The 22490-nt window shown below is 69.8% G+C and carries 21 protein-coding genes, 1 tRNA gene and 2 pseudogenes; 19 read left to right on the top strand and 5 right to left on the bottom strand.

Going from position 1 to position 22490, the window contains the following annotated elements; genetic code table 11:
- Positions 1-6 precede the first annotated feature (6 nt).
- The 11 genes and pseudogenes from ACYVMZ_RS17130 (at position 7) to ACYVMZ_RS17080 (ending at position 6581) form a co-directional block, all read left to right on the top strand.
- Entirely contained in the window at positions 7-735 is a 729-nt protein-coding gene (locus ACYVMZ_RS17130; RefSeq protein WP_461080402.1) for a GntR family transcriptional regulator, read from the top strand.
- Positions 736-871: 136 nt separating this feature from the next.
- Positions 872-1222, top strand: coding sequence for an SCO3933 family regulatory protein (locus ACYVMZ_RS17125; protein ID WP_461080400.1), 351 nt, complete (start codon positions 872-874; stop codon positions 1220-1222).
- Positions 1223-1227: 5 nt separating this feature from the next.
- Positions 1228-2601, top strand: a complete 1374-nt coding sequence (locus ACYVMZ_RS17120; RefSeq protein WP_461080398.1) for an FtsK/SpoIIIE domain-containing protein — start codon at positions 1228-1230, stop codon at positions 2599-2601.
- Positions 2602-2681: 80 nt separating this feature from the next.
- Positions 2682-3338 (top strand): DUF2637 domain-containing protein, encoded by a 657-nt coding sequence (locus tag ACYVMZ_RS17115; RefSeq protein ID WP_461080396.1) that lies wholly within the window; start codon positions 2682-2684, stop codon positions 3336-3338.
- 18 nt (positions 3339-3356) lie between these two features.
- A complete protein-coding gene (locus ACYVMZ_RS17110) occupies positions 3357-3548 on the top strand; it encodes an RING finger protein (RefSeq protein ID WP_104783024.1) in 192 nt (63 codons plus the stop codon).
- On the top strand, positions 3548-3739 hold the full coding sequence (locus tag ACYVMZ_RS17105; RefSeq protein WP_030868218.1) for a mobile element transfer protein: 192 nt from the start codon (positions 3548-3550) through the stop codon (positions 3737-3739). Before ACYVMZ_RS17110 ends, ACYVMZ_RS17105 begins: the two co-directional genes overlap by 1 nt.
- 9 nt (positions 3740-3748) lie before the next feature.
- The gene (locus tag ACYVMZ_RS17100) at positions 3749-3943 is read left to right on the top strand and encodes a hypothetical protein (RefSeq protein WP_461080393.1); all 195 of its coding nucleotides are present in this window, start codon (positions 3749-3751) and stop codon (positions 3941-3943) included.
- 26 nt (positions 3944-3969) lie between these two features.
- A complete protein-coding gene (locus ACYVMZ_RS17095; RefSeq protein WP_391090317.1) occupies positions 3970-4227 on the top strand; it encodes a SpdD protein in 258 nt (85 codons plus the stop codon).
- 130 nt (positions 4228-4357) lie between these two features.
- Entirely contained in the window at positions 4358-5659 is a 1302-nt protein-coding gene (locus ACYVMZ_RS17090; RefSeq protein WP_461080391.1) for a replication initiator, read from the top strand.
- A pseudogene (locus ACYVMZ_RS17085) lies at positions 5602-5757 on the top strand (excisionase family DNA-binding protein); the annotation flags it as partial. The gene ACYVMZ_RS17090 and the pseudogene ACYVMZ_RS17085, both read left to right, overlap by 58 nt.
- 111 nt (positions 5758-5868) lie before the next feature.
- Positions 5869-6581 (top strand): annotated as a pseudogene (locus ACYVMZ_RS17080) (hypothetical protein).
- A 49-nt stretch (positions 6582-6630) separates the two neighbouring features.
- On the opposite strand, the gene ACYVMZ_RS17075 reads toward ACYVMZ_RS17080, so the two are convergent.
- Positions 6631-6704 (bottom strand) — tRNA-Gly (locus ACYVMZ_RS17075).
- A 539-nt stretch (positions 6705-7243) separates the two neighbouring features.
- Between ACYVMZ_RS17075 and dcd the strand changes: the two genes are divergently transcribed.
- Entirely contained in the window at positions 7244-7819 is a 576-nt protein-coding gene (dcd, locus tag ACYVMZ_RS17070) for a dCTP deaminase (protein ID WP_461080389.1), read from the top strand.
- Between the two features lie 62 nt (positions 7820-7881).
- Positions 7882-8379: a phosphoribosyltransferase gene (locus ACYVMZ_RS17065; protein ID WP_461080387.1), complete on the top strand. Its 498-nt coding sequence runs from the start codon at positions 7882-7884 to the stop codon at positions 8377-8379.
- A 91-nt stretch (positions 8380-8470) separates the two neighbouring features.
- On the opposite strand, the gene ACYVMZ_RS17060 is transcribed toward ACYVMZ_RS17065, so the two are convergent.
- The 4 genes from ACYVMZ_RS17060 to ACYVMZ_RS17045 form a co-directional block, all read right to left on the bottom strand.
- Complete coding sequence (locus ACYVMZ_RS17060; protein WP_461080385.1) at positions 8471-9493, bottom strand: Yip1 family protein; 1023 nt, start codon at positions 9491-9493, stop codon at positions 8471-8473.
- A gap of 155 nt (positions 9494-9648) precedes the next feature.
- Positions 9649-11082, bottom strand: a complete 1434-nt coding sequence (locus ACYVMZ_RS17055) for an FG-GAP-like repeat-containing protein (protein ID WP_461080383.1) — start codon at positions 11080-11082, stop codon at positions 9649-9651.
- 123 nt (positions 11083-11205) lie between these two features.
- Positions 11206-12726 carry a VCBS repeat-containing protein gene (locus ACYVMZ_RS17050; RefSeq protein WP_461080381.1) on the bottom strand — a complete coding sequence of 507 codons (1521 nt, stop codon included), beginning with the start codon at positions 12724-12726 and terminating at the stop codon, positions 11206-11208.
- 251 nt (positions 12727-12977) lie between these two features.
- Positions 12978-15275: a (Fe-S)-binding protein gene (locus ACYVMZ_RS17045; RefSeq protein ID WP_461080379.1), complete on the bottom strand. Its 2298-nt coding sequence runs from the start codon at positions 15273-15275 to the stop codon at positions 12978-12980.
- Between the two features lie 281 nt (positions 15276-15556).
- On the opposite strand from ACYVMZ_RS17045, the gene ACYVMZ_RS17040 reads away from it, so the two are divergent.
- The 6 genes from ACYVMZ_RS17040 (at position 15557) to ACYVMZ_RS17015 (ending at position 22462) form a co-directional block, all read left to right on the top strand.
- On the top strand, positions 15557-16600 hold the full coding sequence (locus tag ACYVMZ_RS17040) for an MraY family glycosyltransferase (RefSeq protein WP_461080377.1): 1044 nt from the start codon (positions 15557-15559) through the stop codon (positions 16598-16600).
- Positions 16601-16693: 93 nt separating this feature from the next.
- Positions 16694-18535 carry a molecular chaperone DnaK gene (gene dnaK, locus ACYVMZ_RS17035; RefSeq protein WP_461080375.1) on the top strand — a complete coding sequence of 614 codons (1842 nt, stop codon included), beginning with the start codon at positions 16694-16696 and terminating at the stop codon, positions 18533-18535.
- Positions 18532-19260 (top strand): nucleotide exchange factor GrpE, encoded by a 729-nt coding sequence (gene grpE / locus ACYVMZ_RS17030; protein ID WP_461080373.1) that lies wholly within the window; start codon positions 18532-18534, stop codon positions 19258-19260. Before dnaK ends, grpE begins: the two co-directional genes overlap by 4 nt.
- A 36-nt stretch (positions 19261-19296) precedes the next feature.
- Positions 19297-20478 (top strand): molecular chaperone DnaJ, encoded by a 1182-nt coding sequence (dnaJ, locus tag ACYVMZ_RS17025; RefSeq protein ID WP_461080371.1) that lies wholly within the window; start codon positions 19297-19299, stop codon positions 20476-20478.
- Between the two features lie 4 nt (positions 20479-20482).
- Entirely contained in the window at positions 20483-20938 is a 456-nt protein-coding gene (locus ACYVMZ_RS17020) for a heat shock protein transcriptional repressor HspR (protein ID WP_461080369.1), read from the top strand.
- Positions 20939-21355: 417 nt separating this feature from the next.
- On the top strand, positions 21356-22462 hold the full coding sequence (locus ACYVMZ_RS17015; protein WP_461080367.1) for a sugar ABC transporter substrate-binding protein: 1107 nt from the start codon (positions 21356-21358) through the stop codon (positions 22460-22462).
- Positions 22463-22490: the final 28 nt, after the last annotated feature.

Here is a 22490-nt window from a genome sequence, read left to right as displayed (position 1 = left end):
GCGTTCATGGCGTATGAAGTGGAGCCACCGAAGTACGTGCGCCTCGCGCAGACGATCCAGCGCCGCATCGAGGATGGCACGTATCCGCCTGGCACGCGGGTGCCCAGTGAGAACCAACTAGTGCAGGCTTTCGGGATGTCCCGGCCGACCGTTGTCCGGGCGCTGGAGCTGCTGAAGCGGGACGGCTGGGTGGAGTCCCGGCAGGGGTACGGCACGATCGTGCGAGGTCGCCAGGCTGTCGTCGAGCAGAAGGACCGCCGGGGGAATGAGACGCTCACGCGTGACGAGTCGCAAGCGGCAGGGCGGTTGGTCGAAGTCGGCTACGTCCCCGTTCCAGTGCGGGTCGCCTCCGCTCTCGGGCTGCCCAAGCGGGCCAAGACTCTCATGCGCCGCTTCCTCGTGGAGGAGGACGGCGAACCGGTGGAGCTGGTGTCGTCCTACTTCCCCGCCGGCCTGGTCGAAGGCACGGAGCTGGAGAGCGCCGAAGCGCTGACGGGCGGCATCCGCGCACACCTGGAGACGCGCAAGAAGGTCCGCTTCGACCATGTGACGGAACGGGTCTCGGCCCGCCTGCCCGAGCGCGCCGAAGCGGAGCTTCTGGATCTCCCTGACGGGGTTCCGGTCCTCAGCGTCCTGGTCATCGCGTGCGACGCTTCCGGGCAGGCGCTGCAAGTCTCCGACGTGCTGCTCCCTGCCGACCGGCAGGAACTGGAAGACACCTACCGCCTGAACTGAGCTCGCCTTAAGGGAAGTTCACTATCGACTCCTATCTCGATTCACACTTGATAAGTCAACCTGTCATCTTTAACTTCGAACTTGCCAAGTCAACTTGTCAGGCGGCAGGTTGATCAACTCAGAAGGAGAAATCTCTGTGCGTGTAATCCGTATTGATGCCTCGACCGCAACGATCCTGCTCACCGAAGCTCCGGCGCCGAAGGTGCGCGACCGGCAGACCGGTGAGATCGCCAAGGACGCCGTGAGCGGTGAGGCGCTGATGACGGTCGGCGTCGTCTACATCGACGAGGGCGAGTCGTCGCTGATCCAGGTCACCATCCCCGAGAGCGGTGTGACGGACGGCCTGACCGTGGGGGCCCCGGTCTCGCTGCCGGGGCTCATCGCCCGGCCGTGGGAGAGCGTGTTCAACGGGCAGCAGCGGCACGGCATCGCCTACCGGGCGACCGCCGTTGCTCCTGGCGCCTTCCCGATGGAGCATGCGGGCTGATCGTCGTGACCGACCTCGCGACATGGGCTGAGCTGGGCGGGTCGCTTGCTGCGATAGGCGTCGCGGCCTACGCCCGGCATGCTCATCCGGCGGCGTACTGGTCCACGGTCGGACTTCCCATGTCGGTGGCCAGGTTACTGGCCTCGTACACCTCCACGATGGACGCGTGCGGCCTGACGGTGGAGCCGCCTCGGTGGCGGGCCTTGGCTGTCAAGGCTACGACTCGCCGTGAGGTCCGGCCCGTGCCTCCCCGCCGGGGCATGATCCGGCCCACCTCGACCGGTCTGCGGCTCCGGCTACGGCTGGCTCCGGGCCAGGAACCAGCGGACGTGGCGGCCTCGGCCGAACGGCTCCGGCACGCCTGGGGCGTTCACGCCGTGTACGTGCGGGACGTCAAGCCCGGTGTCGTGGAACTGCGGCTCGTCGGCTTCGACGTCCTGCGGAAGGTGCGGATGCCTCGCCGGACCGACGCCGGTTCGCTCCGCGTGCCGGTGGCTCTGCGGGAGGACGCAACCGCCTTCGTACGGGACTACCGGGCCGTACCCCACGAACTCGTGCTCGGCGCCACGCTGTCCGGCAAGTCCATGTTCCTGCGGAACCTGCTCGCCGGACTGGCCGCTCAGCCGGTGGTCCTGGTCGGGATCGACTGCAAGCGCGGCGTGGAGCTGGCGCCGTTCGCTCCCCGGCTCTCGGCGCTGGCGACCGACCCGGAGCAGGCGGCCGAGCTGCTGCCCGTGCTCGTCAAAGAAATGGAGGACCGATACGACCTGATCAAAGCGCGGCAGGGCATCGCGCCCGGCACACCGGATGAGCTGATCACCTCGGACGTCTGGGGCCTGCCGGAGGACGAACGCCCGGCTCCCATCGTGCTGTTCGTCGACGAAGTGGCAGAACTCTTTCTCGTCGCCACGAGGAAGGAGGAGGAGCGACGGGACGAGATGGTCACCCAGCTCATCCGGCTCGCCCAGCTTGGCCGTGCGGCCGGCATCTACCTGGAGGTGTGCGGGCAGCGCTTCGGGGCCGAGCTAGGTAAGGGGGCGACCATGCTTCGGGCTCAGCTCACCGGCCGGGTCTGCCATCGGGTGAACGACGAAGCGTCCGCGAAGATGGCGCTCGGTGACATCGCCCCTGAGGCTGTCTCGGCCTCCTGTGCCATCGCCGCAGAGTTGCCCGGTCTCGCCGTCGTCGGCGACACCTCCGGCGGCTGGTCCCGCATCCGCACCCCTCACCTGTCCCTCGCCGACGCTGCGGCCACCTGCCGCGAGACGGCGCACCTCGCCCCGGACGTTCCGGCGCTCGCGCCGTTCCGGCCCCACGTTCCGCCCGTGCCGGTGAAGGAGTGCGGCCCTTTGGCCACTCCTCGGCCGATTCCCGAGTAACCGACCCGCTCCCACGGTTGGCGCGGCCGTCCCGCGCCAAGTCCCTACCCCACCCATGCCCGGAACTGGAAGGAGTGGCCGTGCGCGCCCTGCCCGTCCGTGTGGACGCCGTGCTCGTGCAAGCGGTGATCGCCGCCGCGCTGTCCTTCGCCCACCTGCATGACCTGGCGCTCGCTGCCGGACAGGACGGCTGGAAGGCGTGGGCCTATCCGGTCTCCGTCGACCTGCTGTTGGTGGCGGCCTGGCGGCGCCTGCGCTCCGGTGAGTCGAAAGCGGCCGGGTGGTGCTGGTTTCTCGTCGCACTGACGGCGTCCCTGGGCGCCAATGTCGCCACCGCCGGACTGCTCGACTTGGAGGACATACCGGCCTGGCTCCGCATCCTCGTCGCCGGATGGCCCGCGGTCGCCTTCCTCGGCGGCACGCTGCTCGCTCACGGAGCAGTGCACCCCAGCGCGGACCCGGCGACGGCACCGGAACCGCCTTCGACGGCACAGGCGCCGGAATCGACCGCCGCAGACGTCGAGCCGCCCACGGGTGCCCCCGAACTACCGGCCGTCGCCCCGGAGTCAGCTTCACCGCCTCCGTCCCCGGTGCCGCCCGCGCTCGTCACTCTCGCCCGCAAGGTCGCCGACGAACACCGCGCCCGGACCGGAACCGACATCGAAACCTCGACCCTTCGCGCCCGGCTCGGTGTCCCGATGCCGCTCGCCGAAGCCATCACCACCCAACTCACCTGACCCGGAGGAATCTCCCCCTTGCGCCCGTCCACGCTCCGCGCGCTGAAGCGCGCCGCCGAGCTGACCCGACAGAACCGCCTGACCGAAGCCGTGCTGATCGCCGAACCGGTGATCCTCGCCGCCGACAGCTACGAGGGCGACGAGATCTTGCGCTGGCTGGCCGACCACGTCACCGACTTCACCGGCGAGACCGACAAGGAGATGCCCTGATGTCCGCCAACCGCCGTTTCCGCCGCGTCGTCCGCATCGGCCCCGTCCAGGTCGCCACCTACTACGACGGCCGGGGCCGCGAGAAGCACACCGCCGCCTGCACCGCTCCGCGCTGCGGCTTCTCCACCGACTACGACAGCCGCGCCGCCGCCGAGCTGGCCGCGCGCACCCACCGCTGCCGCGTCCGCTGAGGAGCTCCCGTGACCGTCTCGCTGCCGCTCGTCTTCGTCCTGGGCGTCATCGCCTGGGCCGCGATCAAGTTCCTCGGCATCCGCCTCTGGGTCGCCGTCGTGATCGCGCTGTTCGGCTTCTGGCTCTCGCACACCACCCTCGCCCCGGCCATCGAGTCCGGCACCCGCTCCGGAGTCGACGTCGTCAACGGCACCCACGAATGACACCCCGACCGACAAGGAGTCCCGCGATGTTCCGCCCCAAGCTGCCCGACACCCCGCACGTCCCGAGCATCACCACCCACATCCCGCAGGACCACGCCCCGGCTCCCTCCGCCGGCCGCTCCGTCGCCCCGTTCGTCGGGGTCGGCGCCGGTGCGGTCGCCGCCGTAGTGGTCATCGGCGTCGTCCTCACCGCGCTCCTGGCGGCGGTCGCCGTCTCGGCCGTGTCCGTGGCCATCGCCGCCGTGGTCCTGCGCTCCCTCGTCACCGGCGCGAACAAGCGCTGACCGGCCGCCGGGGCGGCAAACGCCGCCAAGCATCCCGCCGCCCCGGGGCCGTCCCTCCCAACCGCCGAAACAGCCGAAAGGAAGACCCATCATCACCCGGCAGACTCCGCCCCCGCTGGCGGAACTCTCCATGCTGGCCTCCCTCGGCACCATGCCCGAGCTGGCCCGCCAACTCTCCGGCCTGGGCGGCTGCACGAACCCCGTGCGCCTCGACGGCCACCGAACCGAGTACGCGGTCGACCGGACGACCGGAGAGATCGGGCGCGTCCTCCACCACCTCGACTCGTCCTCCCTGCCCGCCGGAAGTCTCCTCGTCCGCTGCAACAACCGCCGTGCCACCCGCTGCGCGGCCTGTGCGGAGGTCTACCGCCGAGACACCTTCCACCTGATCACCGCCGGACTCCGTGGCGGCAAGGGCACCGCCGAACAGGTCGGCACACACCCGCGCGTCTTCGCCACCCTCACCGCACCGAGCTTCGGCCCGGTCCACAACCGCCCCTCCAGCGGGCGGCCCTGCCGCTGCGGTGCCCGGCACGACGACACAGACCCGGCCCTCGGTACGCCCCTCGACCCGGACGCATACAACTACGAAGCGGCCGTGCTCTGGAATGCCCACGCCGGAGCCCTCTGGCGGCGCTTCTCGATCTACCTGCGCCGTGAGATCGCCAAGCGCGCCGGACTCACCCAGCGCACATTTCGGGACCACGCACGTGTCTCCTTCGCTAAGGTCGCCGAGTACCAGAAGCGGGGCGCCGTCCACTTCCACGCGGTCATCCGCCTCGACGGCCCGGAGGGCGGCGACACGGCCCCTCCGGCCTGGGCATCCCCCGAGCTGCTGACCGACGCAATCCAGGCCGCCGTCACCGCCACACGCGTCAACGGACCGCACGTCGACGGCCGCGTCCACACCTTCGCTTTCGGCCGTCAGCTCGACGTGCGAACCATCCGCTCCGCCGACTTCGACGGCGGCCAGGAGCTGACCGAACGGGCCGTAGCGGCGTACATCGCCAAGTACGCCACGAAAGGCGCCGAGACAGCGACCGGCACCCTGGACCGGCCGATCCGCTTCCTCGCCGAACTGGCACAGACCCGGATCACCGACCACGCCCGACGCATGATCCGGACGGCCTGGACCCTCGGCGCACGCAAAGACCTCGAACACCTCCGCCTGCGCGCCTGGGCCCACATGCTCGGCTTCCGCGGCCACTTCTCCACCAAGTCCCGCCGCTACTCCACCACCCTCGGCGCCCTCCGCGACGCCCGCGCCGAATGGCGCCGCGCCCAAGCTGCCACGGCCGCTCCCCAGGACGGCGAAACCACGCTCGTCCTCGCCCACTGGGTCTTCGCCGGAACCGGCCTCAGCACCGGTGAGCAATGGCTGGCCGCATCCCTCGAACCCGCCCCCGGAACGGAAGGAGAGCCCACCACATGAACGACCGCTACCTGTCCGTCGACCAGGTCGCCGAGTTGCTCGGTACGACTCCCCGCTTCCCCCGGCGGCTCGTCGAGGAACGGCGCATCCGATACGTGAAGCTCGGCCGGCATGTGCGCATCCCGGAAAGCGCGGTGGAGGAGTTCATCCGGTCCCGCACGGTGGGAGCCGCTGAAGCGCCCCCGGCCGCGCTACGGAAGGGCTGCCTGATGGCCAACAACAGGGGCAGGCGTCGCCGCTTCGGCGCGATCAGAAAGCTCCCCTCCGGCCGGTACCAGGCGCGCTATCCGGGGCCCGACGGGATGATGCGCCCGGCGCCGTTCACGTTTGAGACGACGGCGGACGCGGATGACTGGCTCGCCGAGAAACAGACCGAGATCCGCCGTGGCGAGTGGCATGACCCCGATGCGGGCGCGGTGAGCTTCCGGGCCTACGCGGAGAAGTGGGTGGAGGAACGGGAACTCGCGCCGCTGACGCAGGACCTCTACCGCTACCTCCTCGACAAGCACTTGTTTGCCTTCGCCGACTTGGACTTAGACGAGATCACCAGGCACCCGGACTGTGATTCTTCCCGCCTTCCTCCGTCGAGAGCTCCGCTGGCATCTGGAGTCTTACGCCGAGCCGGGCCCGGAAGTGGCGCAAGGCCCGGGAGGTCGTCGGCATGCCGGAGGGCTTCCGGTTCTACGACCTGCGGCACACCGGGCACACGCTCTCCACCAGGTCGGGCGCCACCCTGAAGGACACGATGGTGCGCGCCGGGCAGTCGTCCGAGAAGGCCGCGCTGATCTATCAGCACTCCGACGAGGAGCGACAGGAGGAGGTCGCCGCCGGCCTCGATGCCACAGTCCAGAAGGCCCGGGAAGAGGCTGCCCGGAAGGCCGCCGAGAAGCGTTCTGGCACGAATCTGGCACGCGGCCAGTGATCACAGCGGACAGCAAAAGGGCCCAGGTCTCTGACCTGGGCCTTCTTCGTGGAGCGGGTGACGAGAATCGAACTCGCGCTCTCAGCTTGGGAAGCTGATGTTCTACCATTAAACTACACCCGCGTAAGACGCCGACTGGAGTCGGTGTCCGAGCGCTCGCTACTTTACCTCATGTCAGGCTCCCGGTGTTCAAGCCGTGGGGCCTGAGGTCGTTTCAGTGGAGTGATGTGGCTGCGGGGGGCCGGAGTTGGGGCGTACGGTGGAGGGGTGGGAGAGGGTCCCGGCGGGGCCGGAGTGCCGCCTGGAGGGTCGTCCCTTTGATCCCGTAGTGTGGCTTTTGTCGTCAGGCAAGCAGCAGCCAGACGCGGCTCTTGGGGAAGGGACTTAGAGGACTTGATGGAGCGCACCGTCGTCCGCTGTGCCGATGGGCACGTGTTCACCACCGCTTCGTTCCCGATGCAGCAGGCCGAGCGGCTCGGTCCTGGTCGGCTCGTCCGGTGTCCGCGATGTGCGCGGCTCCGCAGTGTCGTGCCGGTGAGCCTCGAGAAGCAGTAGGGGCAGGAGAAGCGGAAGAGGCAGCAGAAAGACGCCTCACCGGGTTGCCCAGGCGCGTGGAGCCGTCCGATTGTGGCTGCTCCACGCGCCTTGCGTATCCTCGGGGCGTGCTTCTCTCTGACAAGGACATCCGGGCCGAGATCGACGCCGGGCGGGTGCGGATCGATCCGTACGACGACTCCATGGTGCAGCCGTCGAGTATCGACGTGCGCCTCGACCGGTTCTTCCGGGTGTTCGAGAATCACCGGTACCCCCACATCGACCCGTCCATCGAGCAGCCGGATCTCACGCGGCTCGTGGAGCCGGAGGGGGACGAACCGTTCATCCTGCATCCCGGGGAGTTCGTTCTCGCCAGTACCTACGAGGTCATCACGCTGCCTGATGATCTTGCCTCCCGGCTGGAGGGCAAGAGCTCGCTGGGGCGGCTCGGGCTCGTGACGCACTCCACCGCCGGGTTCATCGACCCCGGGTTCTCGGGGCATGTCACGCTCGAGCTGTCGAATCTGGCGACGCTGCCGATCAAGCTGTGGCCGGGCATGAAGATCGGGCAGCTGTGCATGTTCCGGCTCAGCTCGCCGGCCGAGCACCCGTACGGGAGTGAGCGGTACGGGTCGCGGTACCAGGGGCAGCGGGGGCCGACCGCCTCCCGGTCCTACCTCAACTTCCATCGGACCCAGGTGTGACGGGCGACAGGCCTTCCGCGAGTCTTCCGTCAGTTCCCTGGACGTGTTCCTGAATGAGTTCCATGAGTGACGTCCGCGAGAATCTGTCCTACGAGCAGTTCGGGGTCGCCGTGCGCGAGCTCGCGCAGGCCATCGCCGACGACGGGTACCGGCCCGACATCGTGCTGTCCATCGCCCGGGGTGGTGTGTTCGTCGCCGGGGGGCTCGCCTACGCCCTGGACTGCAAGAACATTCATCTCGTGAACGTGGAGTTCTATACGGGTGTGGGGACGACCCTCGAGATGCCCGTCATGCTCGCGCCCGTTCCCAACGTCATCGACTTCACCGACAAGAAGGTGCTGATCGCGGACGACGTCGCCGACACCGGCAAGACGCTCAAGCTCGTCCACGACTTCTGCGTCGAGCATGTGGCCGAGGTGCGGTCCGCCGTGATCTACGAGAAGTCGCAGTCGCTCGTGAAGTGCGAGTACGTGTGGAAGCGGACCGATGAGTGGATCAATTTCCCGTGGTCCGTCCAGCCCCCCGTCGTCCGGCGGGCCGGGCAGGTGCTCGACGCCTGATGCCACGGACACGGAGAAGGGCCCCGGCGGCAGCCGGGGCCCTTCTCCGTGCGGTGACGTCTCCGTACGGTGCGTCTTCGTGCGGTGACGCCTAGAACGTGCCCAGCTTCACGATCGACACCAGTGCGATCAGCTGGATCGCCGACGCGCCCAGCGCCTTCGGCCACGGCAGGTCGTGGGAGCGGGTGACCATGAGGGTCAGCAGGGCGCCGGCCGCGACCCAGGTGGCCCAGCCGAGCAGCTGGACGAAGGTCGCGTCGCCGCCCAGGAACATCGCGACGACCAGGCGGGGTGCGTCCGTGATCGACATGATCAGCATGGACAGGCCGACCGTGGGCTGCCAGGCGCCGTCGCCGCCGAGCTGGCGGGCCAGGGTGTGGGTGACCACGCCCAGGACGAAGGCGCTCAGCACCATCGCGACGGCCGTCGTCAGGACGATCGGGACCGCGTTCGAGAGGGTCGCGCTGATCGCGTCCTCCCGTGCGCCGTCGAAGCCGAAGACCGCGAGCAGGCCGTAGAGGAAGGTCACGATGAGGGCCGGGCCCCACATCGTGTAGTCGCGCATCTGGAGGAAGGTCTGCTTGGGGGACAGGACGATCCCCTTCAGCAGTTCCTTCCAGTGCAGGCGCGGGCCGATCGGGCCGGGCGGCGGGGCCGAGCCCGCGCGGTAGGTCTCGCCCTGGCTGTAGGGGTCCTCGCCGATCGCGAAGGCCTGGGTGTGGCCCGGGTTGTTGGCCGCGTACGGATCGTGCGGGGCCTGGGGGCCGCCGGGCGGGCCCGGGGGGTACGCGCCGTCGCCGAAGTACTCCGGCCCGTCCGGGGCGCCGTAACCGCCGCCGTGCCCGCCGTTCGACTGCGGCCACGGGCCGGGGCCGCCGCCGGTGCCGTACGGCGGCTGCTGCGGGTACGGCTGCGGCGCCGGCGGGTAGCCGTACGACGGCCCCTGCGGCGTCTGCTGTCCGTACGGGGGTTGCTGCGGTCGCGCGTGAGGAGCGCCGTTGTTCCGGCCGCGTCCGATCCTGAATCCAGCCACGTCTTCGAACGTACCTGGTCCCGGAGAGTCACGTGCCGGGCCCGGGCGTCCGGGCCCGGCTTTGCGGCCGAGCTGTGACATCCCCTAAGGGGGCCAATCGCCTTGTCCCGGTGGGGTGTCAGGGTTGTGCCGTACGGGAGGGTCCTTGACGGTCGCGGGGCCCTGGGGGGCGGGGCCCCGCGGTGCGTCTGCGCTATGAGAGGTGGTCCTCCTGAGAGGAGGGCAGGGCGGTGGGATCAGCCCGCCAGGACGTCGCCGAAGTACGCGAGACCCGAGGGGCCGCCCAGTGTCGTGCTGCCGAAGGACTTGGCGCCGGTGGCCGTGATGCCGGTGGACGTGCCGCGCAGGGCCCAGGCCCAGCCCGCGCCGTTGTTCTCGCCGCGGGCGGACGCGATCAGTTCCGCGCGGCCGTCCTTGTCGGCGTCGGTGAGGAAGACCGAGTGGCCGAAGTAGTCGTAGGACTCGGCGTCGCCGGGCACACCGCCGGTGTCCTGCGAGAAGGACTTGGCGCCGCTGCCCGTCAGGCCGGAGGACGAACCGCGCAGGACCACGACCGAGCCGGCGTCCGTCCTGCCGTTCAGGTCCTCGTTCGCGACGCCGACCGCGATGTCGGCGTAGCCGTCGCCGTTCGTGTCACCGGCGGCGAGGCTCCAGCCGAAGGCGTCGTTCCTCTCCGACGCTCCCGGCACGCCCGTCGTGTCCTGGGTGATCCGGACCGGGGTGCGGGTGGACAGGCCGGTGGAGGCGCCGTAGGTGACCGTGACCGCGCCGCCGAGGCCGCCGTTCGGCTCGTCCGCCGACTTCTCCATGAAGTTGCCGGTGACGATGTCGCCGTAGCCGTCCTTGTTCACGTCCGCGATGACGGCCGCGTAGCCGCCCGCGAGCTTGCTGCCGGGCGTCAGGCCGCCCGCAGATCCCTTGTAGAGGACGCCGCGGGTGCGGAAGCCGCCGGTGATCTCCTCCAGACCCAGGACCAGCAGGTCCGTCGCGCCGTCGCCGGTGACGTCGCCCGTGACGATCTGGTCGGGGTGGATGCCGGTCTGCTCGTCGGGGTCGACGCTGGTGAGCCCGGTCGCCTTGCCGGTGCGGGTGAACGGGCCCTGGAAGATGTGCAGCCCCGGGGCGGCGTTGTTCAGGGCGGCCAGGTCGGTGTCGCCGTCGCCGTCGAAGTCGCCGGTGGCCACGCTCCAGCCGAGCTCGTTGCGGAACTCGGGCAGCGGCGAGCTGATGTCGGTCCCGCTCTTGATGCCGCGCGCCCCGCCCCAGAGCACCGTCAGCGTGCCGAAGTCGTCGGTCGAGCCGATCCGCTCGCCGTGCACGCCGACGACGATGTCCGTGTAGCCGTCGCCGTCCAGGTCCCCGGTGGTGAGGCGCTCGCCGAAGTTGTCACCGGTCTCCGGGACGCCGGGGATGCCGGTGGTGTCCTGGCTGATGATCTGGCGCTTGGTGGTGTCGAGGCCGCTCGCGGTGCCGTAGACGACGGCGACGTAGCCGGCGTGCCCCTTGCCGGCGACCTTGGCGAGGGGAGCCCCGAGGGCGACATCGCGGTATCCGTCGCCGTTGAAGTCGCCGACCGGCCCGGAGGGCGCGGCGGAGGCACTGGTGGTGGGCAGGGCGGTGAGCAGGCCGGTGGTCAGGGCCGCGGCCAGGAGGAGGGTGCGCTTGCGCAAGGAGGGACTCCGAGACGGGGAAGGGGACGCGAACGGGGAAGGCGACGGGAACGGGGAAGGGGACGGGAACGGGGAAGGGGACGGGCCCGAAGGTTCGGCCTCGAAGGAGGGATGTACGGCGGTTCAGTCGGCGAAGTTGGCGCCGAAGTACGGCGTGCCGGTCGTCGAGACGCCCGAGGTGCTCGGGGAGACGGTGCGAGAGCCGGACGTGGTGAGCTGTGTGCCGTTGGAGGGCAGGTAGAGCAGCGCGCCGTTGCCGTCGTTCTCGGCGGAGCCCGCGACCAGGTCGGCCTTGCCGTCGCCGGTGACATCGTCGAGCTTGACGTCCATGCCGAGCCTGTCGCCGTCCTCGTCGCCGCCGGGGACGCCCGCGGTGCTCTGGGCGAAGGACTGGGCGCCGGAGGCGGTGTTCAGGCCGTTCGCCGTGCCGTAGATGACCGTGACGGCGCCGGTGTCCGTGGCGCTGCCGATGTTCTCGCCGGCGACGCCGACCGCGAGGTCGAGGTAGCCGTCGCCGTTGATGTCACCGAGGTCGAGCTCGTAGCCGAAGTAGTCGTTGTTCTCGGAGGTGCCGGGCACGTTGCCGGTGTCCTGGGTGATGCCGGTGACCGAGCCGGGGCCGTCGGCGGAGCCGCGGGTGACCCACACCTTGCCGCCCTTGGCGGCGTCGGGGACGGGGGTGCCGTCCTCCGTGGTGGCGTTCCAGTAGGCGCCGGTGACGATGTCGCCGTAGCCGTCCTTGTCGATGTCGCCGATCGCGGTGATGACGCCGGGCTTGAGCTCCTTGACGCCCGCGACGCTGAGGCCGCTCGCGGTGCCGGGCACGTAGTAGTTGCGGTTCCAGCCGTAGTCGGTCTCGGTCTCGTGGCCGTCGACGACCAGATCGGTGCGGCCGTCGCCGTTGATGTCGCCGGCGGTGAGGTTGCGCGGGCCGAGGGCGTCGGTGCCCCTGATCGGGGGCTTGACGGTGTAGCGGCCGCCCGGTGTGCCGGAGGTGGTGAAGCCGCCCTTGAAGACGTGGACGGTGGCGGAGGAGTTCCCCACCGCCAGGTCGGCCCTGCCGTCGCCGTCGAAGTCGCCCGCGGCCAGGACCTTGCCCCAGTAGTCGTGGGAGGAGGGTGCCGGGTCGGCGACGGTGACGCCCTTGCCGGTGATGCCGGAGGCCGAGCCCCACAGGATGGCGACGCCGCCGCCGTCCGTGTCGCCGCCGACGTCCTCCAGGGGGGCGGCCACGGCGATGTCGTCGTAGCCGTCGCCGTTGAAGTCGGCGTAGGCGGAGTCCGAGCCGAAGGCGTCGTCGGTCTCGGCGGTGCCCGGCGTGCCGGTGGTGTTCTGGCTGATGGTGTGGCGTTTGGCGGAGGAGACGCCGGTGGCGGTGCCGTAGAGGACGACGAGCTGGCCGGCCTCCCTCTTGCCGCCGACGTAGGCGGCCTGGGCCGAGAGGGCCACGTCGCCCTTGCCGTCGCCGTTGAAGTCGGCCTGCGCGACGCGGGTGGAGTCCGCGGCCGTCGCCGGCGCGGACGCGAACGTGAGCAGACCGCCCGTCAGCGCGGCAGCGGTGGCCGTCGCGAGGGCGAGTCGCAGGTGCGGGCGCCCGTACGGGCGCGTGGACGGGGACCCGTGCGGGCGCTTGTGCTGGTGCATGCGGGGTTCTCCTGCGGCATGCGGGGATGCCTGGCGGGCATCCGCAGACGATGAGGTGCCGGGCCGTCCGTGTTCGCCGGGGGGTTCTCCGGGGGTTCTCCGAGGGTTCACGGGCGGTTGGCGATCAGGAGACCTGTGGTGGGGCGTAAGGGTTGTACGTGAGTCGGTGAATTCCTGGGGCTCACGTACAACGCCTGACGCCCCCTGCCCGGTCGGGGGCAGGGGGCGTCGGAAGCCGCGGTGGCGACCGGTTACTTCACCGGCTCCGGTTCCGGCTCGTTCTCCGACTCGGCCGCGCCCGCCGGGGGCTCGTCCTCGTCCTGGGCCGGGGTCTTGACGGAGTCCAGCAGCAGCTGGGCGACGTCGACGACCTGGATGGACTCCTTGGCCTTGCCGTCGTTCTTCTTGCCGTTGACGGAGTCGGTCAGCATGACCAGGCAGAACGGGCAGGCCGTCGAGACGATGTCCGGGTTGAGGGAGAGGGCCTCGTCGACGCGCTCGTTGTTGATGCGCTTGCCGATGCGCTCCTCCATCCACATCCGGGCGCCGCCGGCGCCGCAGCAGAAGCCGCGCTCCTTGTGGCGGTGCATCTCCTCGTTGCGCAGGCCCGGGACCTTGCCGATGATCTCGCGCGGGGGCGTGTAGATCTTGTTGTGGCGGCCCAGGTAGCACGGGTCGTGGTACGTGATGATGCCCTCGACCGGGGTGACCGGGATCAGCTTGCCCTCGTCGACGAGGTGCTGGAGCAGCTGGGTGTGGTGGATGACCTCGTAGTCGCCGCCGAGCTGCGGGTACTCGTTGCCGAGCGTGTTGAGGCAGTGCGGGCAGGTGGCGACGATCTTCTTCGCCGACTTCGGCTTCCTCGACTCCGGGGTGACCTTGCCCTCGTCGTCCAGCTCCTCGCCGAACGCCGTGTTCAGGGCCATGACGTTCTCCATGCCGAGCTCCTGGAAGAGGGGCTCGTTGCCGAGACGGCGGGCGGAGTCACCGGTGCACTTCTCGTCGCCGCCCATGATCGCGAACTTCACGCCCGCGATGTGGAGGAGCTCGGCGAAGGCCTTGGTGGTCTTCTTCGCGCGGTCTTCCAGCGCGCCCGCGCAGCCGACCCAGTACAGGTACTCGACCTCGGACAGGTCCTCGATGTCCTTGCCGACGACCGGGACCTCGAAGTCGACCTCCTTGGTCCACTCCAGGCGCTGCTTCTTCGCCAGGCCCCAGGGGTTGCCCTTCTTCTCCAGGTTCTTGAGCATCGTGCCCGCCTCGGAGGGGAAGCTGGACTCGATCATCACCTGGTAGCGGCGCATGTCGACGATGTGGTCGACGTGCTCGATGTCCACCGGGCACTGCTCGACGCAGGCGCCGCAGGTGGTGCAGGACCACAGGACGTCCGGGTCGATGACGCCGTTCTCCTCGGCCGTGCCGATCAGCGGGCGCTCGGCCTCGGCGAGGGCGGAGGCGGGGACGTCCTTCAGCTGCTCCTCGGACGCCTTCTCCTCGCCCTCCATCGTCTTGCCGCCGCCCGCGAGCAGGTACGGCGCCTTGGCGTGGGCGTGGTCCCGCAGGGACATGATCAGGAGCTTGGGGGAGAGCGGCTTGCCGGTGTTCCAGGCGGGGCACTGCGACTGGCAACGCCCGCACTCGGTGCAGGTGGAGAAGTCCAGCAGGCCCTTCCAGGAGAACTGCTCGACCTGCGAGACACCGAAGACGTCGTCCTCGCCCGGGTCGGTGAAGTCGATCGGCTTGCCGCCGGACGTCATGGGCTGGAGCGCGCCGAGGGCGGTGGAGCCGTCCGCGTTGCGCTTGAACCAGATGTTCGGGAAGGCGAGGAAGCGGTGCCAGGCCACACCCATGTTCGTGTTGAGCGAGACCGTGATCATCCAGATCATGGTCGTGCTCAGCTTGATCATCGCGAACAGGTAGACCAGGTTCTGCAGCGTGGCGACGGACAGGCCCTTGAAGGCGAGGACCAGCGGGTACGAGGCGAAGTACGAGGCCTCGTAGTGGTCCACGTGGTGCAGGGCGCCCTCCAGGCCGCGCAGCACGTAGATGGCCAGGCCGATGGTGAGGATGACGTACTCGACGAAGTACGCCTGGCCCATCTTCGAGCCTGCGAAGCGCGACTTGCGGCCCGGCCGCGAGGGCAGGCTCAGCAGACGGATCACGATCAGCACGGCGATGCCCAGCGTGGTCATCGCGCCGATGAACTCGATGTACATCTCGTACGGCAGGAAGCCGCCGAGCACCGGGAGCGTCCAGTCCGCCTGGAAGAGCTGGCCGTACGCGGTGACGATCGTGGGCGGCAGCGTCAGGAAGCCGATCGCCACGAACCAGTGGGCGATACCGACGATGCCCCAGCGGTTCATGCGCGTGTGGCCGAGGAACTCCTTCACCAGCGTCACGCTGCGCTGGTAGGGGTTGTCGGTCCGGCTGCCGGCCGGGACCGGCTGGCCCAGCCTGAAGTACCGGACGAACTGGCCGATCGCGCGTGCGAGCAGCGCAACGCCGACCACGGTCAGGACCAGCGACACGATGATCGCGGCGAGTTGCATGAGGGGCTCCTCGGGCCTGCGAGGGGTCTCGTCGGGGGACTCCTGAAGAGGTACCCCGAGATTACTAAGCGGTAACTTATGAGTTCGGTCTGAGACTACCCCCATCTTCCGTCGCACTGTAGCCGGGCGCGGGGTGATCTGAGTCGCTGAGGGTTGCCTGAGGGGCGGCCCGGGGCAGGCCCGGAGCCGGCCGGGAACCGATCGACGATCGGTCGAGAATCCGTCGAGAACCGGCCGTGTTATTCGTACGAAATTGTCATATCTGGCCCTAATTTATAACCGTGCTCTACGGGATCGCTGCAGCCGCCACCGCATTCCTCCTCTCCGCCGTGCTCACGGCCGTGCTCCGGGCCCCCGCCCTGCGGCTGGGGGTGCTCGACCGGAGGCGGCCGCGGGACGTGCCGCTGTTCGGGGGCGTGGCCGTGGTGCTCGTCACCGGGCTGGTCGCGTGGGCGGGGGACTGGACCGGGGTCGTGCCGCTCGGCCGCGAGGTCGGCGCGCTGCTGGTGGCGGGGGCGGTGGTCGCCGGGCTCGGGCTGGCCGCCGACGTGTGGCGGCTGCGGCGGCGGGTGCCGGTGGCCGGTACGGCCGTCGCCGCCGCGCTCGTCGTGCCGTACGAGGAGACCGGGGTGCTGGGCGGGGTGCTCGCCGTGGCGTGGATCGTGTGCGTCGCCTGCGCCTTCCTCGGGCTCGACCACACCGACGGGCTCACGGGCACGGTGGGGGTCGTGACCGCCTTCGGGGTGGGGGCGTGTGCCGCGGTCGAGGTGATGGACGGGATCGCGGTGCTGATGGGCGTGCTGGCCGCCGCGCTGACCGGGTTCCTCATGCACAACTGGCCGCCCGCGCGGGTCGCGCTCGGTGTCTGCGGGTCGCTCTTCGCCGGGTTCGTGCTGGCCGCGGCGGCCGTCTTCACGCAGTCCGGGCAGGGGATCGGGTCCGGCGCGGGCGTGCTGTTCGCGCTCACCGCCGTGGCGTGCGCCGACGCCGTGCTCGTGGTGCTCTCCCGTCGGCTGGCCGGGCGGCCCGTGCTCCGCAGCGGCCCCGACCATGCCGGGCACCGGCTGCGGCGGCTGGGGCTGACCCCGCTCGGCGCGACCGTGCTCCTCGGCGTCGGGGCGTTCTCCGGGGTACTCGTCGGGGTGCTCGCGCACACCGGATGGGCAGGGGGGAGTGCGCCGCTGTGGGTGGCGGCGGTGGCGTCGGTCGCGGTGCTCGCGCTGCTGCGGGTGCCGGTGTACGGCGGCCGGATGCGCGGTGTCCGTGGAGTGCGCCGATCCGTGTCTTCCCAGGTCAGGCCCCAGTTGCGTGTAAGGAACGGATAAGAGTTGAGCCCGGTCGACTCAGCTCTGTTGACCCCACGCTGGGCGTCAGGCACACTTGAGTCCGTTCCACTCAAGTCAGCTGGAGGAATCACAATGGCACGTGCGGTCGGCATCGACCTGGGCACGACTAACTCCGTCGTCAGCGTTCTTGAGGGCGGCGAGCCCACCGTCATCACCAACGCCGAGGGCGCCAGGACCACGCCGTCCGTCGTCGCCTTTGCCAAGAACGGCGAAGTGCTCGTGGGTGAGGTGGCCAAGCGCCAGGCGGTCACCAACGTGGACCGGACCATCCGGTCCGTCAAGCGCCACATGGGCACCGACTGGAAGATCGAGCTCGACGGCAAGCCCTTCAACCCGCAGCAGATCTCCGCGTTCATCCTGCAGAAGCTGAAGCGGGACGCCGAGGCCTACCTGGGCGAGAAGGTGACCGACGCGGTCATCACCGTCCCGGCGTACTTCAACGACGCCGAGCGCCAGGCCACCAAGGAGGCCGGCGAGATCGCCGGCCTGAACGTGCTGCGCATCGTCAACGAGCCCACCGCGGCGGCGCTGGCGTACGGCCTGGAGAAGGAGGACCAGACCATCCTGGTCTTCGACCTCGGTGGCGGTACGTTCGACGTCTCGCTGCTGGAGATCGGCGACGGTGTCGTCGAGGTGAAGGCCACCAACGGTGACAACCACCTCGGTGGTGACGACTGGGACCAGCGCATCGTCGACTACCTGGTCAAGCAGTTCCAGTCCGGCCACGGCGTGGACCTGTCCAAGGACAAGATGGCGCTGCAGCGTCTGCGCGAGGCCGCCGAGAAGGCGAAGATCGAGCTGTCCTCGTCCACCGAGACCTCGATCAACCTGCCCTACATCACGGCGTCCGCCGAGGGCCCGCTGCACCTGGACGAGAAGCTCACCCGCGCCCAGTTCCAGCAGCTCACCAGCGACCTGCTGGAGCGCTGCAAGGTGCCGTTCCACAACGTCATCAAGGACGCCGGCGTCTCCATCAACGAGATCGACCACGTCGTCCTCGTCGGTGGCTCGACCCGTATGCCGGCCGTCGCCGAGCTCGTCAAGGAGCTGACCGGCGGCAAGGAGGCCAACAAGGGCGTGAACCCGGACGAGGTCGTCGCCGTCGGCGCCTCGCTCCAGGCCGGTGTCCTCAAGGGCGAGGTCAAGGACGTCCTGCTCCTGGACGTCACCCCGCTGTCCCTCGGTATCGAGACCAAGGGCGGCATCATGACCAAGCTCATCGAGCGGAACACGACCATCCCGACCAAGCGGTCGGAGATCTTCACCACGGCCGAGGACAACCAGCCGTCGGTGCAGATCCAGGTCTACCAGGGCGAGCGCGAGATCGCGGCGTACAACAAGAAGCTCGGGATGTTCGAGCTGACCGGTCTGCCCCCGGCGCCGCGCGGCGTCCCGCAGATCGAGGTGTCCTTCGACATCGACGCCAACGGCATCATGCACGTCACGGCGAAGGACCTCGGCACCGGCAAGGAGCAGAAGATGACCGTCACCGGCGGCTCCTCGCTCCCGAAGGAAGAGGTCGACCGCATGCGCGAGGAGGCCGAGCGCTACGCGGAGGAGGACCACAAGCGCCGCGAGGCCGCCGAGGCCCGCAACCAGGGCGAGCAGCTCGCCTACCAGACCGAGAAGTTCCTCAAGGACAACGAGGACAAGGTCCCCGGCGAGATCAAGACCGAGGTCGAGGCCGCCGTCGCCGAGCTGAAGGAGAAGCTCAAGGGCGAGGACACCGCCGAGATCCGCTCCGCCACGGAGAAGGTCGCGGCCGTCTCCCAGAAGCTCGGCCAGGCCATGTACGCCGACGCCGGCGCCCAGGCCGCCGGCGGCGCCTCCGCCGGTGCCTCCGACGCCAAGGCCGACGACGACGTCGTCGACGCCGAGATCGTCGACGACGAGCGGAAGGACGGTGCCGCGTGACGGAGGAGACCCCGGGCTTCGACGAGCAGCAGCAGGCTCAGCAGCAGGGCCAGCAGCAGCCTGCTCAGCCGCAGCAGCCCGACGTCCCCTCCGGCGCCACCTCCGACGACGCCGAGCCGAAGGCCGCCTCCGCTCCCGCGCAGGAGGAGGGGGCGGCCCCGGCCGGGGACACGGGCCAGAACGCGGCCCTGGTGGCCCAGCTGGACCAGGCCCGTACGGCGCTGGGCGAGCGCACCGCGGACCTTCAGCGCCTCCAGGCCGAGTTCCAGAACTACCGCCGCCGGGTCGAGCGCGACCGGATCGCGGTCAAGGAGATCGCCGTGGCGAACCTCCTGAGCGAGCTCCTGCCCGTGCTCGACGACATCGGCCGCGCGCGGGAACACGGCGAGCTCGTCGGCGGCTTCAAGTCCGTCGCGGAGTCGCTGGAGACCACCGTCGCGAAGATGGGCCTGCAGCAGTTCGGCAAGGAGGGCGAGCCCTTCGACCCGACGATCCACGAGGCCCTGATGCACAGTTACGCGCCGGACGTCACCGAGACGACGTGCGTGGCGATTCTGCAGCCCGGGTATCGCATCGGCGAGCGCACCATCCGCCCCGCGCGGGTGGCGGTGGCCGAACCCCAGCCGGGCGCGCAGACGGTCAAGCCGGCCGAAGAGGACGGGCAGACCGAGGCGAAGGCGGACTCCGCGGAGAGCAAGGAGAACGGTGGCCCGGAGGAGGGCTGACGTCAAAACCGAAAGAGGAGAGGAGGGGCGTCGAGGATGAGCACCAAGGACTTCATCGAGAAGGACTACTACAAGGTCCTCGGCGTCCCCAAGGACGCCACCGAGGCCGAGATCAAGAAGGCGTACCGGAAGCTCGCCCGCGAGTACCACCCGGACGCCAACAAGGGCAACGCCAAGGCGGAGGAGCGCTTCAAGGAGATCTCCGAGGCGAACGACGTCCTCGGCGACCCCAAGAAGCGCAAGGAGTACGACGAGGCGCGCGCCCTCTTCGGCAACGGCGGCTTCCGCCCGGGGCCCGGCGCGGGCGGCGGCTCGTTCAACTTCGACCTGAGCGACCTGTTCGGGGGACAGCCCGGCGGAGCCGGAGCCGGCGGCGGCTTCGGCGGCGGGCTCGGTGACGTCTTCGGGGGCCTGTTCAACCGCGGCGGCGCGGGCGCGGGGACGCGTACGCAGCCGCGGCGCGGCCAGGACATCGAGTCCGAGGTCACGCTCAGCTTCACGGAGGCCATCGAGGGCGCGACGGTCCCGCTGCGGATGTCGTCCCAGCAGCCCTGCAAGGCCTGTTCGGGCACCGGCGACAAGAACGGCACACCGCGCGTGTGCCCGACCTGCGTCGGCACCGGCCAGGTCGCGCGCGGTTCCGGCGGTGGCTTCTCCCTCACCGACCCCTGCCCGGACTGCAAGGGCCGCGGCCTGATCGCGGAGCACCCCTGCGACATCTGCAAGGGCAGCGGACGGGCGAAGTCCTCCCGGACGATGCAGGTCCGCATCCCGGCCGGCGTCTCCGACGGGCAGCGCATCCGGCTGCGCGGCAAGGGCGCACCCGGCGAGCGGGGCGGCCCGGCGGGCGACCTGTACGTGGTGGTGCACGTCAAGGAACACCCCGTCTTCGGCCGCAAGGGCGACAACCTCACCGTCACCGTGCCGGTCACGTTCGCCGAGGCGGCCCTCGGCGGCGAGGTCCGGGTCCCGACCCTGGGCGGCCCGCCCGTCACGCTGAAGCTGCCACCCGGCACGCCGAACGGCCGTACGATGCGCGCCCGGGGCAAGGGCGCGGTCCGCAAGGACGGCACCCGCGGCGACCTCCTGGTCACCGTCGAGGTGAGTGTCCCGAAGGATCTGACGGGGAAGGCTCGTGACGCGCTCGAGGCGTATCGCGAGGCAACCGCGGGTGAGGACCCGCGGGCGGAGCTGTTCCAGGCCGCGAAGGGAGCTTGATGAGATGGACGGCCGTCGACGCAACCCGTATGAACTGACCGAGGAGACCCCGGTCTACGTCATCTCGGTGGCGGCCCAGCTCTCCGGTCTGCACCCGCAGACGCTGCGTCAGTACGACCGCCTGGGGCTCGTGTCGCCGGACCGCACCGCGGGCCGGGGCCGCCGCTACTCGGCCCGTGACATCGAACTGCTCCGGCAGGTGCAGCAGTTGTCGCAGGACGAGGGCATCAACCTGGCCGGCATCAAGCGCATCATCGAACTGGAGAACCAGGTCGCCGCCCTCCAGGCCCGCGTGGCCGAACTGGAGGACGCCCTGGACGGCGCGGCGGCGGCGATGCGCCAGCGCGAGGCGGCGGTGCACGCGTCGTACCGCCGCGACCTGGTGCCGTACCAGGAGGTCCAGCAGACCAGCGCGCTGGTGGTGTGGCGGCCGCCCAAGCGCAAGCAGCAGTCGGACTGAGACGACTGCGTCGGCGTCATCGAGGGCCCGGGGTTCGTGTGAACCCCGGGCCCTTCTCCGTTGCTTGGGAGGATCCGCGGCCGACGAAGAACTCCGGCGAAGTGTGCGTCTGGCTGGGATCGTTCGGTCCTCTGCTCGAATCAGGACGGCGGAGAAGGGCCCTCGTGGGCGCGACTCGTGAGGAAAGGCATGGGTTGTACGGTTCGTCGCCGCCGCAGGGTTTCCGTGGGGTGGAGGGCCCGTAGAGAGTGCTTGGAGAGGGTTCCGCCTTGTCTTCACCGGCGCTGCGGAGCGTGGTGTTGTCATCTCGTTAAGTGGTTCCGCTTGACTCAGGGGACCGCTGCCGCGTTGGCTTTTCAGTCACATGGGCCGCAATGACGCGCCCACGTCCGGAACGCACCTGAAGTGAGTCCCTGAATGCGTCGTATCGCCATATCCGTGGCCGCCGCCACCATGTCCGTCACGCTCGCAGGCTGCGGCGTGCTCAACGCGACCGGGAGCAGCGACGAGGCGAGTCCGACCAAGGGCAACGACATCACCGTCGGGCTGCTGCTCCCGGAGAAGGCCAACACCCGGTACGAGAACTTCGACTACCCCATCATCAAGAAGAAGGTCGAGTCCCTCACCCGCAACCAGGGCCGGGTCGAGTACGCCAACGCCGAGGCGGACGCCGGCAAGCAGGCCGAGCAGCTGCAGCAGATGATCGACGACCGCGTCGACGTGATCCTCCTGGACGCCGTCGACGCGCACGCCATCGCCGACGGCGTCAAGAAGGCGAAGGACGCCGGCATCCCCGTCATCGCCTACGACCGGCTGGCCGAGGGCCCGATCGACGCGTACGTCTCCTTCGACAACGAGCTGGTCGGCGAGGTCCAGGGCCGCACCCTCCTGGAGGCCCTCGGGGACCGCGGCGGCGCCTCCCCCAAGATCGTCATGATGAACGGCTCGCCCACCGACCCGAACGCCAAGCAGTTCAAGGCCGGTGCCCTCTCCGAGCTCAACGGCAAGGTGACCATCGCCAAGTCCTTCGACACCAAGGACTGGAAGCCGGAGAACGCCCAGGCCAACATGACCGAGGCGATCACCGCGATCGGCAAGGACGAGATCGCCGCCGTGTACTCCGCCAACGACGGCATGGCGGGCGGCATCGTCAAGGCCCTCAAGGCCGCCGGCGTGACCGACCTGCCGCCGATCACCGGCCAGGACGCGGAGCTGGAGGCGGTGCAGCGGATCCTGGTCGGCGAGCAGTACATGAGCGTGTACAAGTCGTACCCGGAGGAGGCCGAGAACGCCGCGGAGCTGGCCGTGGCGAAGGTCCAGGGCCGGGACATCCAGTTCGACGCGCTCGCCCGCGACCGGGTCGACAGCCCCACGCACAAGGGCATCCCCGCCCAGCTCGTCCCGGTGGTCGCCCTGACGAAGTCCAACATCGATGACACGGTCGTCGCCGACGGCATCTACAAGGTGTCCGACATCTGCACCGCGAAGTACCGGGCGGCGTGCACGGCGGCCGGCCTGGAGTAGCTCGCACAGAGCGGGCCTGACGGGCGTG

Source organism: Streptomyces deserti, assembly GCF_054782695.1.
The sequence above is the reverse complement of the archived record's forward strand: the minus strand, read 5'-3'. Positions and strand labels throughout refer to the sequence as shown.

Bases quoted from the DNA above. Each gene is read 5' to 3' on its own strand.
- dnaJ (WP_461080371.1), top strand. From the start codon at position 19,297: ATGAGCACCAAGGACTTCATCGAGAAGGACTACTACAAGGTCCTCGGC.
- ACYVMZ_RS17050 (WP_461080381.1), bottom strand. From the start codon at position 12,726: ATGCACCAGCACAAGCGCCCGCACGGGTCCCCGTCCACGCGCCCGTAC.
- ACYVMZ_RS17065 (WP_461080387.1), top strand. From the start codon at position 7,882: ATGAGTGACGTCCGCGAGAATCTGTCCTACGAGCAGTTCGGGGTCGCC.
- ACYVMZ_RS17105 (WP_030868218.1), top strand. From the start codon at position 3,548: ATGTCCGCCAACCGCCGTTTCCGCCGCGTCGTCCGCATCGGCCCCGTC.
- ACYVMZ_RS17130 (WP_461080402.1), top strand. From the start codon at position 7: ATGGCGTATGAAGTGGAGCCACCGAAGTACGTGCGCCTCGCGCAGACG.
- dnaK (WP_461080375.1), top strand. From the start codon at position 16,694: ATGGCACGTGCGGTCGGCATCGACCTGGGCACGACTAACTCCGTCGTC.
- ACYVMZ_RS17095 (WP_391090317.1), top strand. From the start codon at position 3,970: ATGTTCCGCCCCAAGCTGCCCGACACCCCGCACGTCCCGAGCATCACC.
- ACYVMZ_RS17045 (WP_461080379.1), bottom strand. From the start codon at position 15,275: ATGCAACTCGCCGCGATCATCGTGTCGCTGGTCCTGACCGTGGTCGGC.
- ACYVMZ_RS17020 (WP_461080369.1), top strand. From the start codon at position 20,483: ATGGACGGCCGTCGACGCAACCCGTATGAACTGACCGAGGAGACCCCG.
- ACYVMZ_RS17090 (WP_461080391.1), top strand. From the start codon at position 4,358: ATGCTGGCCTCCCTCGGCACCATGCCCGAGCTGGCCCGCCAACTCTCC.
- ACYVMZ_RS17060 (WP_461080385.1), bottom strand. From the start codon at position 9,493: ATGTCACAGCTCGGCCGCAAAGCCGGGCCCGGACGCCCGGGCCCGGCA.
- ACYVMZ_RS17015 (WP_461080367.1), top strand. From the start codon at position 21,356: ATGCGTCGTATCGCCATATCCGTGGCCGCCGCCACCATGTCCGTCACG.